This window comes from Lysobacter xanthus, assembly GCF_047159895.1.
This window is the reverse complement of record NZ_BAAGAB020000081.1, coordinates 1-9,693: the sequence shown is the minus strand read 5'-3', so window position 1 is coordinate 9,693 and position 9,693 is coordinate 1. Positions and strand designations below refer to the sequence as shown.

The window sequence follows — 9,693 nt, the reverse complement described above, 5'->3', positions numbered from 1 at the left end:
GTCGTGTTCTACATCGTCGCGATGTGGATCGCCGGCGTGATGCAGGGCCTCATGTGGCGCGCCACCAACCCGGACGGCACGCTCACCTACAGCTTCGTCGAAGGCCTGAACGCGACGTACCCGTACTACCTGATCCGCCTGGGCGGCGGCCTGCTCGTGCTGAGCGGCATGCTGCTGATGGGCTGGAACGTGCTGAAGACGATCAACGCCGGCCGCATGCCGGCCGCCGCGCCGGCGCTGCAGCCGGCCCGCGCCTGAGGACGCCGCCATGGGCAACCACGCACACGAGAAAGTCGAAAAGAACGTCGGCCTGATGGCCATGCTGATCGCGGTGGCCGTCTCCTTCGGTGGCCTCGCCGAGATCGTCCCGCTGATGAACCAGGCCGAGGCCATCCAGCCGCTGCCGGGCGTCAAGCCCTACCCCGCGCTCGAGCTCGCCGGACGCGACGTCTACGTTCGCGAGGGCTGCTACAACTGCCACTCGCAGATGGTGCGCACGCTGCGCTTCGAGACCGAGCGCTACGGCCACTATTCGCTGGCCGGCGAATCCGTCTACGACCATCCCTTCCAGTGGGGCTCCAAGCGCACCGGGCCGGACCTCGCCCGCGTCGGCGGCCGGTATTCCGACGACTGGCACCGTGTCCACCTCAACCAGCCGCGCGATGTCGTGCCCGAGTCGAACATGCCGGCGTTCCCGTGGCTCGAGGAGAACAAGCTCGACGGCGCGACGATCACCGACCACATGAAGGCGCTGCGCACGATCGGCGACCCGTACACCGATGCCGACATCGCCGGCGCGGCGCAGGCGGTCGACGGCAAGACCGAGCTGGACGCCGTCGTCGCCTACCTGCAGGGCCTCGGCAAGAACGCACCGAGGGGAGGCTGAGCCATGGTCGCAGGCATCGTCACCGCCATCCTGCTCGTCCTGTTCATCGCGGGCTGGATCTGGGCCTGGCGGCCCGCGCGTCGCGCCGAGTTCGACGCGGCCGCCCGCCTTCCGCTGATTGATATCGAGGAGAACGCACGATGAGCATGGGCTGGTCGTGGTACATCATCGCGCTGGTGGTGCTCAACATCGCCGGCTGCGTCTGGCTGCTGTGGTGGACGGCGCGCCGCCGTCCGGGCGATCCGAAGCCGACCGACACGAGCCACGTGTGGGACGACGATCTCACCGAGTACAACAAGCCGCTGCCGCGGTGGTGGATCAACCTCTTCTACATCACGATCGTGTTCTCGATCGCCTACCTCGTGTGGTACGGCGGACTCGGCGGGCTCAAGGGCTACGCCGGCTGGACGTCGGCGAAGGAGCACGACGCCGAGAAGGCCTCGGAGGACGCGAAGCTCAACACCGCGTTCGCGAAGTTCGAAGGCCAGCCGATCGACGTGATCGCGCGGGATCCGCACGCCGTCTCGATCGGCCATTCGATCTTCGCGAACACCTGCTCGGGCTGCCACGGCTCGTCGGCGAAGGGCGCCATCGGGTATCCGAACCTGACCGACGACATCTGGCACTGGGGCGGCACGCCCGATCGCGTGCTCGAGACGGTGCTCGACGGCCGCGAGGGCGTGATGCCGGAATGGGGCAAGGTGCTGACCGGCATGGGCGGCGAGAACGCGGTGGACTACGTCGCGAGCTACGTCGCCTCGCTGTCCGATCCGAAGGGCCTGGACAACAACTTCATGGCCGCACAGGGCAAGCCCCTCTACGAGGGCGTCTGCGTCGCGTGCCACGGGGCCGACGGCAAGGGCAACACCGCGATGGGCGCGCCGAACCTCACGGACGGCTACTGGCTGTACGGCGGCGACAAGGCGCAGATCACGCAGACGATCGCCAACGGTCGCCACGGCGTCATGCCCGCGCACCGTGCGCTGCTCGGCGAGACGCGTTCGCGCCTCGTGGCCGCCTACGTCTGGTCGCTGTCCAACAAGCCGGCGCAGGTCGCCGCGAAGTAAGGGAACGCACCTCATGTCGCAGCAGCCCGTGTTCGACCACCCGCCGCGCCCGATGGCGCAGCGGATCGGCGCGATCCTCTGGCCGAGCTTCTTCGCGGCCGGCGTGGCGACGATGGTGTTCTTCGCCTACGTCGACCCGCTCGTGCTGCGCGACATGACGTTCCCCGGGCTCCCGCTCACGCGGGAGCTCGGCTACACGCTGGGCTTCTTCACGTTCTGGCTCGCGACGAGCGCGTCGAGCCTGTTCACCTGGATCCTGCTGCGGCCCGCGAGCCGCTTCAACCGGCCGCTGCCGAACGAGTCGCGATGAGCCGCTCCATCCCCCTGGAAATGGTCGACGACGGATCGACCGGCTTCTACGTCAGCGAGCGCAAGGTGTATCCGCGCTCGGTGACGGGCACGCTCGCGCGCCTGCGCGTGGCCGCGGTGGCCTGGCTGCTAGGCATGTTCTACGTGTTTCCGTGGTTGCGCTGGGACGGCCACCAGGCGGTGCTGTTCGATCTGCCCGCGCGCAAGTTCTACGTCTTCGCGCTCACCTTCTGGCCGCAGGACTTCCTGTTCCTCGCCATGCTGCTGATGATGGCGGCGCTCGCCCTGTTCTTCTTCACCGCGCTCGCCGGGCGCCTGTGGTGCGGCTACGCCTGCCCGCAGACGGTGTGGACGGAAGTCTTCCTGTGGATGGAGAAGTGGACCGAAGGCGACCGCGCCAAGCGCATCAAGCTCGACGCCGGCCCGTGGACGCGCGAAAAGCTCCTGCGCAAAGGTGCGAAGCACCTGCTGTGGGCGGCGTTCGCGCTCTGGACCGGCTTCACGTTCGTCGGCTTCTTCACTCCGATCACCGACCTCGCCGGCCGCATCGTCCCGTTCGCCTGGGGCGGCTGGGAGACGTTCTGGGTCTTCTTCTACGCGATCGCCACCTGGGGCAACGCCGGTTTCCTGCGCGAGCAGGTCTGCAAGTACATGTGCCCCTACGCGCGCTTCCAGAGCGCGATGTTCGATCACAACACGCTGATCATCGCCTACGAGCCCATGCGCGGGGAACCACGCGGCCCGCGCAAGCGCGGCCTTCCAAGCGTGCTCGAGCGTGCCCGCGGCCTGCTCGACAAGGCGGCCGCCGACAACTACGTCGTCCGCGCGGCGCTGCATCCGACCGCCGCGGCGGCCGCGACGGGCGCCCAAGGCACCATCACCTTCGGCGGCGCCGGCGTGGTCGCCGAGCCCCTGCCGAAGTTCGCGCCGGATGAGCTGGGCGACTGCATCGACTGCACGATCTGCGTGCAGGTCTGCCCCACCGGCATCGACATCCGCAACGGCCTGCAATACGAGTGCATCGCCTGCGGCGCCTGCATCGACGCCTGCGACGAGGTGATGGGCAAGGTCGGCTATCCGACGGGCCTGATCCGCTACACCACGCAGAACGCGGTGGACGGCAAGCCCTCGCGCATCGCGCGTCCGCGCATCCTCGTCTACGGCACGCTGCTGCTCGGGCTCGCCGTCGCCTGGGGCTGGGGCGTGATGCATCGCGACCCGCTGATCGTCGAAGCCCTGCGCGACCGCAACGCGCTCTACCGCGAGGTCGCCGACGGCATCGAAAACGGCTACACGCTCAAGCTCGCCAACAAGAGCGACCGGCCGCAGACGTACCGCATCCGCCTGGCCGGCGCGACGGCCGGGCTCGCGCTGCGTGATCCCGCCGCGGTCACGGTGAAGGCGCAGGACGTGCTGCCGGTCGAAGTCATCGTGCACGGGCCCCGCACCGCCACGGGCCGCCATCCGCTGCGTTTTGTCGTCGAGTCCACCGACGGTACCGTAGAGGAAACCGTCGACAGCAGTTTCTTCGGACCGATGTGATGCAACAGCGCGAACGCTCCAAGTGGTCGAACCCGGTGATGTGGCTCGTCGTGGGCCTGCCCGTGCTGTCGATGATCTTCGGCATCGGCCTCGTCGTGGTCGCGAACCGCGACTCCGACGACGCGATCGTCGACAAGGTCCAGCGCACGGCGCAGATGCAGGTGGCCGACCTCGGCCCCGATGCGCTCGCGCAGCAGCGCGGCTACAGCGCGGTGGTGCGCGTGGCCAAGGGCGCCGTCGAGGTGATCCCGGTGAAGGGCGACTTCGACCGCAAGGCGCCGATGAAACTCAGCCTGCTGCATCCGGCGCGCGCCGCGGACGATCGCGTGCTCACGCTCGCGCCGACCGAGACCGGCTGGCGTGCCGAACAGGCGGTCGACCTCGGCAACGAGTGGAACGTGCGGCTCGAGCCCGTCGACGGGCGCTGGCGCATCCTCGGCCGGCTGCCGACCGGGCAGCAGGCCGTGCTCCTGCAGCCGGCGCTGCGGCGCGCGGACTGACCGTGGACCTGCGCGCGGCCCCGGACGCGACGTCCGCGGCGGCCGGGTGCTGGCACTGCGGCGAGCCGCTGCCGGACGCCCCGGCCCACGTCGAGGTCGACGGCGCCGCGCGGGCCTTCTGCTGCGACGGCTGCGCGGCGGCCGCGCAATGGATCCGCGAGTCCAACCTCGACGATTACTACCGCCTGCGCAGCGAGCACGCCTCGCGCGTGGGCACCGAGCCGGCGGACTTCGCCGTCTGGGACCGCGAAGACGTCATCGCCGGCCATGCACGCACGGTGGAGGGCGGGCGCGAGATCACGCTGGTCACCGACGGCATGCGCTGCGCGGCCTGCGCCTGGCTCATCGACCGCGCGCTGGCGCGGGAGCCCGGCATCGTCGACGTCGGCGCGAACGCGGTCACCGGGCGCATCCGACTGACGTGGGATCCGGCGAAGACCGTGTTGAGCGCGCCGCTGCGGCGCCTCGCCCTGCTCGGCTACCGGCCCTACCTCGCCGGCGGCACGCGCGACGAGGAGGCCCGCCGCCGCGCGCGCAACCGCTCGCTGCTGCGGATCGGCATCGCGAGCCTCGGCGCCATGCAGGCCATGATGTTCGGCGAGGCGCTCTACCTCGACACCTCCGGCTCGATGGCGCACGCCACGCGCGACTTCCTGCGCTGGATCACGTTCCTCGTGTCCACGCCGGTCGTGTTCTACGCCGGCTGGCCGTTCCTCGAAGGCGCATGGCGCGAGCTGAGGCATCGCCGCCTCGGGATGGACGTGCTGGTCGCGACGTCGACGCTGCTGGCCTATACCGCGAGCGTCGTCGAGACGCTGCGGGGCGGGCCCCACGTCTGGTACGACGCGGCGGTGATGTTCGTCTTCCTGCTGCTGGTCGCGCGAACGCTGGAGGAACGCGCGCGCAGCGTCGCCAATGCACAGGTCGATGCACTCGCGCGGGCTCGACCGGTGCTCGCCACGCGCGAGCGCGCGGACGGCGGCGTCGAATCGGTTCCCGTCGCCGCGCTGCACGTCGGCGACGTCGCGCACGTGGCGGCCGGCGAGCCCGTTCCGGCGGACGGCGTGCTGCTGGACGCCGAAGCGCGCTTCGAGGAAGCGCTGCTCACCGGTGAGGCGCATCCGGTCGCGCGCCATGCCGGTGAGGCGGTGTACGCGGGCACCCTCTGCCGGGACCGCCCGGCGCGCGTGCGCATCGACCGCATCGGCGCCGACACGCGGCTGTCCGAACTCACCCGGCTCGTCGAACAGGCGCAGGCGCATCGTCCGCGCCTCGCGCAGGTGGCCGATCGCATCGCCGGCGTCTTCGTCGTCGCGATGCTGCTGGTGGCGCTCGCCACGTTCGTCGGCTGGCGGCTGCACGACCCGACGCGCGCGCTCGAGGTGACGCTCGCCGTTCTCGCGATCTCCTGCCCGTGCGCGCTGTCGCTGTCGATCCCCGCGGCGCTCGCCGCGGCGCATGGCGGCCTCGCCCGCATCGGCCTGCTTGCGACGCGTCCGGACGCGCTGGACCGTCTCGCGCGCGCGACCGACATCGTCTTCGACAAGACCGGCACGCTCACCGACGGCGCGGCGCAGGTGACGGCCGTGCAGGCATTCGACATCGGCGAGCCCGCCGCGTTGCACATCGCGGCTGCGCTCGAGCACGGCAGCACCCATCCGCTCGCCACCGCGTTCGCCGGCATCGACGCGCCGGGCGCAAGCGACGTGCGGCTGGTGCCCGCGATGGGCCTGGAAGGCGTCGTGGACGGACGCCACTGGCGAATCGGCCGCGCCGACTTCGCGGCCGGCCGCGAGGACGACGGCGCGCTCTGGCTCGGCGACGGTGCGAAGCCCACTGCGCGCTTCGAGATCGGCGAGGCGATGCGCGAGGATGCATCGGCGGCAATCGCTGGGCTGCGTAGCCAAGGGCTGCGCGTGCACGTCGCGAGCGGCGACGCCGCGACGCGCGTACAGGCCCTCGCGCAGCGCCTCTCGATCGACGCGGCGCGTGCGCGGCAGACGCCCGAGGACAAGCTGGCGTACACGCGTGGGCTGCAGGCGGCCGGGCGTCGCGTCGCGATGGTCGGCGACGGCCTCAACGATGCGCCCGTGCTGGCGGGCGCCGACGTCTCCATCGCGATCGGAAGCGGCGCCGCGCTTGCGCAGCGTGCCGCGGACTTCGTCCTCACCGGCCGCTCGCTGGCGCGCCTGTCGCAGGCCATCGCCCTCGCCCGCCGCACGCGGGGCGTGGTGCGACAGAACCTGACGTGGGCGCTGGCTTACAACGTGCTCGCGCTTCCGGCCGCAGTCATGGGGCTCGTGCCACCATGGCTCGCGGCGCTGGGGATGAGCGCCTCCTCGCTCGTCGTCACCCTCAATGCCCTGCGCCTGGCCCGGAGGCCCGCATGACCATCCTCCTGCTGCTGATCCCGCTCAGTCTCATGCTGCTCGGCGTCGCGGTCTACGCGTTCTGGTGGGCAGTGAAGCGCGGCCAGTTCGACGATCTCGACGCCGCGGCGATCGACATCCTGCGCGACGACCCGCCGCGCCACGACTGACGTGTCGATCGCCTGGCTCACGCTGGCCTCCGCGCTACTGACGGGGCTCGTCGGCAGCGGGCACTGCGCGGTGATGTGCGGCGGCATCGCGACCGGCTTCTCGGCGATGGCGCCGAGGAGCGGCTGGCGCTACGTGATCGAACCGAACCTCGGGCGCGTGCTCGGCTACGCGGTGGCCGGTGCGATCGCCGGCGGCCTCGGCCACGCGATCGTCGGGGTGGCCGCACTGCCGTGGCTGCGCATCGCCCTGCGCGTCGCGACCGGCCTCGTGCTGCTCGTCGTGGGCCTGCGCCTGCTGCGCGGCGCCGTGCAGACTTCGCCGTATTCGAGCCTCGGCGGCGGCCTGTGGCGTTTCCTGAAGCCGCTGCAGCGTCCGTTGCTGCCGGCGAACACCTCGGGCAAGCGTCTGGCGCTCGGCGCGCTGTGGGGCTGGATGCCCTGCGGGCTCAGCACCACGTTGCTCACGGCCGCCTGGCTGCAGGCGAGCGCCGCGAACGGCGCGCTCACCATGGCGGCGTTCGGCGTGGGCACGCTGCCGGTGATGCTGCCGCTGACGTGGTCGGGCCAGCACCTCGGCAAGCGGCTGCTGCAGGGCCGGCTGCGGGTCGCCGTCGGCGCGGTGGTCGCGCTCGCCGGCGTGTTGACCCTTGCGGCGCCCTGGCTGGTGCACGTGCTGCCGTCGCTGCACGGTCCGTTGCAGGCGCTCGGCTGCCTGCCGCCGGGTTGATGCCGCGCCGCCGCCTCGGCGGACGGCTCGTGATCAGGCCCGCGCTTTCTTCGCCGACGAATCGCCGGGGCCGTCGCTGCCGTGCGCGAGGCGTTCCAGCTCGTCCATGTCGAGGATCTCGACTTTGCGGCCGTAGACGGAGATGACTTGGTCTTCCTGCAGTCGCGTGAAGCCGCGGCTGACCGTCTCGAGCGCGAGACCGAGGAAGCGCGCGATGTCCTCGCGGCTCATCGGAAGGCGGATCCGGTCGCCGGTCTCGCCGATCTTCTGGAGGCGCTCGGACAGGCCATGCAGGAACAGCGCGATGCGCTCGTTCGCCTGGCGCCGCACGAGGATCTCGCGATGGTCCTGGTCGCGCCCGACGCTCTGCCCGATGACGCGCATCAGCTGGCGCTGCAGGCCGGGCACGCGCGCGGCGACGCCGGAGAGATCGTTGAACGGCACTTCGCAGACGTTCGACCGGGTGAGCGCGACCGCCTCGCAGCGATGCTCGCCGGTGCCCAGTGCGTCGAGGCCGATCAGCTCGCCGGGCAGATGGAAGCCGATGACCTGCTCGTCGCCGTTCTCGTTGACCAGCACGGTCTTGAACGCGCCGTCGCGGGCCACGAAGACCGAGCCCATCGCATCGCCCTGGTGGAACAGCCGCTCGCCCGGCTCGACCGGCCGCTTGCGCTTCACGATCTCGTCGAGTTTCTCGAGGTCCTCGCGCCCGATGCCGGCCGGCAGGCAGAGCTCCTGCAGGGAGCATTGCGCGCAGCCGCGCCGCAGGGTCAGCAGGTCGATGGGAGCGGTCGACATTGAGCGGGACGGTCGCAAGCGGCGTAGGCCGATGGCGCGCAGCTTAACGGCTCGGCGCTGAGCCGTGCGTGAGGCGCGGCCCGACGCCATGGTCGCGGTTCTTTGCAACACGGCGCGACGCGTGACGAATGGCGGGCGGTGAATGGATGGGGCCACCGATCGCTGATCGGACGTCCAGCTAAAAGTCCCGCCATCTACCGAGCTTCCCGCGTTTCCCACCTCGCTTTTTCCCGGCCGCCGCACATCGACCGCCGTTACCGGGGTCGACCCCGGAGTTGCCGGGGAATCGCGGAATACCGGGATCAGTGCGCCAGCAGCCCTTTGACGCGGAGGTACAAGAGCCCCGCCACGGCCACGACCATCACGGCACCGCTGACGTCGATCCACATCCTTGTCGTCTTCCGGGCCGTGACGGCACCGCATCGATCGCACAACCGAGCGCGATTGAACTGAATGAAATTGCACGACGTGCAGGCCGCGGTTCGGCGATGACGCATGGCGACGGGTCCGGCTGGGCTCCGCAGGTTCCGAAGCGGCCGTCGCACCCGCTGCGACCACGCCAGCCGTTCGCCCTTGCGCGGCTGGCGGTCGGACGTGCCGTAGGTCGCTCGACAGCGTGCCGTTCACCACGCGCCGCACGGGCCCGGATGTCCTGCCGGCTTGGCTGGGCGAGTCCCGGCAGTCGCGCGCCGAGGGGTTCGGTTATTCGATCCACCGCCTCGCGAGGGTGGCCGCGAACGCCGGACCCTCGACGGCAGGTCGAACGGTCAGAGGGCGACGCTTAACGCCAGTCGGCGTCGAAATAAAACTGACCGCGGTCACACTTCATGGCACTCGACCGAAAACGGTGACGGGAGGGTGCACCGTCGCCAAGGACGTGCCCGATTCTCCGGCGCGCCGGCTCATCCGGCTCATGGCGCAATGGAGAACATCATGAAGACGCAGCAGGGCTTTACCTTCATCGAACTGATGATCGTCGTCGCGATCATCGCCATCCTGGCCGCCATCGCGCTGCCGGCGTACCAGGACTACACGATCCGCGCCCGCGTCTCGGAGCTGGCCGTCATGGCCGACGGCATGAAGGCGACGGTCGCCGAGAACATCGCGAACAACGGCGGCACGATCGCCGCGGGTGCCTGCAAGGGCACCGGCACGACGGCTGCGACCACGAACATGCAGAAGATTGAGTGCGCGGACGCGACCGGCGTGATCACGGTCACCGGCGACGTGACGAAGGTCAAGGGCACGGTCCTGACCTTCACCCCGACGGCCGGCGCCGACGGTTCCGCGGTCGGCACGACGTGGAAGTGCGTGGGCAGCGGCTC

The 9,693-nt window shown here is 70.6% G+C and carries 11 protein-coding genes and 1 pseudogene; 11 read left to right on the top strand and 1 reads right to left on the bottom strand.

What is annotated here, in order from left to right; genetic code table 11:
- The 10 genes and pseudogenes from ACY35P_RS13860 to ACY35P_RS13815 all read left to right on the top strand — a co-directional run.
- Positions 1–258 (top strand): annotated as a pseudogene (locus tag ACY35P_RS13860) (cytochrome C oxidase Cbb3); the annotation flags it as partial.
- 10 nt (positions 259–268) lie between these two features.
- Complete coding sequence (gene ccoO, locus ACY35P_RS13855) at positions 269–886, top strand: cytochrome-c oxidase, cbb3-type subunit II (protein ID WP_462116427.1); 618 nt, start codon at positions 269–271, stop codon at positions 884–886.
- Positions 887–889: 3 nt separating this feature from the next.
- A complete protein-coding gene (locus ACY35P_RS13850) occupies positions 890–1,030 on the top strand; it encodes a cbb3-type cytochrome oxidase subunit 3 (protein ID WP_462116426.1) in 141 nt (46 codons plus the stop codon).
- Complete coding sequence (gene ccoP, locus ACY35P_RS13845; RefSeq protein ID WP_462116425.1) at positions 1,027–1,953, top strand: cytochrome-c oxidase, cbb3-type subunit III; 927 nt, start codon at positions 1,027–1,029, stop codon at positions 1,951–1,953. Before ACY35P_RS13850 ends, ccoP begins: the two co-directional genes overlap by 4 nt.
- A gap of 13 nt (positions 1,954–1,966) precedes the next feature.
- Positions 1,967–2,263 carry a hypothetical protein gene (locus ACY35P_RS13840; protein WP_462116424.1) on the top strand — a complete coding sequence of 99 codons (297 nt, stop codon included), beginning with the start codon at positions 1,967–1,969 and terminating at the stop codon, positions 2,261–2,263.
- Positions 2,260–3,804: a 4Fe-4S dicluster domain-containing protein gene (locus ACY35P_RS13835; protein WP_462116423.1), complete on the top strand. Its 1,545-nt coding sequence runs from the start codon at positions 2,260–2,262 to the stop codon at positions 3,802–3,804. Before ACY35P_RS13840 ends, ACY35P_RS13835 begins: the two co-directional genes overlap by 4 nt.
- Entirely contained in the window at positions 3,804–4,304 is a 501-nt protein-coding gene (locus ACY35P_RS13830; RefSeq protein ID WP_462116422.1) for a FixH family protein, read from the top strand. The genes ACY35P_RS13835 and ACY35P_RS13830 overlap by 1 nt, the downstream gene beginning before the upstream one ends.
- A gap of 2 nt (positions 4,305–4,306) precedes the next feature.
- Positions 4,307–6,694, top strand: a complete 2,388-nt coding sequence (locus tag ACY35P_RS13825) for a heavy metal translocating P-type ATPase (RefSeq protein ID WP_462116421.1) — start codon at positions 4,307–4,309, stop codon at positions 6,692–6,694.
- On the top strand, positions 6,691–6,843 hold the full coding sequence (gene ccoS, locus ACY35P_RS13820) for a cbb3-type cytochrome oxidase assembly protein CcoS (RefSeq protein ID WP_462116420.1): 153 nt from the start codon (positions 6,691–6,693) through the stop codon (positions 6,841–6,843). Before ACY35P_RS13825 ends, ccoS begins: the two co-directional genes overlap by 4 nt.
- A 1-nt stretch (position 6,844) precedes the next feature.
- A complete protein-coding gene (locus tag ACY35P_RS13815; protein ID WP_462116419.1) occupies positions 6,845–7,570 on the top strand; it encodes a sulfite exporter TauE/SafE family protein in 726 nt (241 codons plus the stop codon).
- A gap of 33 nt (positions 7,571–7,603) precedes the next feature.
- On the opposite strand, the gene ACY35P_RS13810 is transcribed toward ACY35P_RS13815, so the two are convergent.
- Positions 7,604–8,368 (bottom strand): helix-turn-helix domain-containing protein, encoded by a 765-nt coding sequence (locus tag ACY35P_RS13810; RefSeq protein ID WP_462116418.1) that lies wholly within the window; start codon positions 8,366–8,368, stop codon positions 7,604–7,606.
- 933 nt (positions 8,369–9,301) lie between these two features.
- Here ACY35P_RS13810 and ACY35P_RS13805 point away from each other — a divergent pair.
- Positions 9,302–9,693, top strand: a 392-nt coding sequence (locus tag ACY35P_RS13805; protein ID WP_462116417.1) for a pilin, incomplete at its 3' end; no start/stop codon positions are given.

Excerpts from the sequence above, each read along its gene's own strand:
- ccoO (WP_462116427.1), top strand. The coding sequence starts at position 269 with ATGGGCAACCACGCACACGAGAAAGTCGAAAAGAACGTCGGCCTGATG.
- ACY35P_RS13850 (WP_462116426.1), top strand. The coding sequence starts at position 890 with ATGGTCGCAGGCATCGTCACCGCCATCCTGCTCGTCCTGTTCATCGCG.
- ccoP (WP_462116425.1), top strand. The coding sequence starts at position 1,027 with ATGAGCATGGGCTGGTCGTGGTACATCATCGCGCTGGTGGTGCTCAAC.
- ACY35P_RS13840 (WP_462116424.1), top strand. The coding sequence starts at position 1,967 with ATGTCGCAGCAGCCCGTGTTCGACCACCCGCCGCGCCCGATGGCGCAG.
- ACY35P_RS13835 (WP_462116423.1), top strand. The coding sequence starts at position 2,260 with ATGAGCCGCTCCATCCCCCTGGAAATGGTCGACGACGGATCGACCGGC.
- ACY35P_RS13830 (WP_462116422.1), top strand. The coding sequence starts at position 3,804 with ATGCAACAGCGCGAACGCTCCAAGTGGTCGAACCCGGTGATGTGGCTC.
- ccoS (WP_462116420.1), top strand. The coding sequence starts at position 6,691 with ATGACCATCCTCCTGCTGCTGATCCCGCTCAGTCTCATGCTGCTCGGC.
- ACY35P_RS13810 (WP_462116418.1), bottom strand. The coding sequence starts at position 8,368 with ATGTCGACCGCTCCCATCGACCTGCTGACCCTGCGGCGCGGCTGCGCG.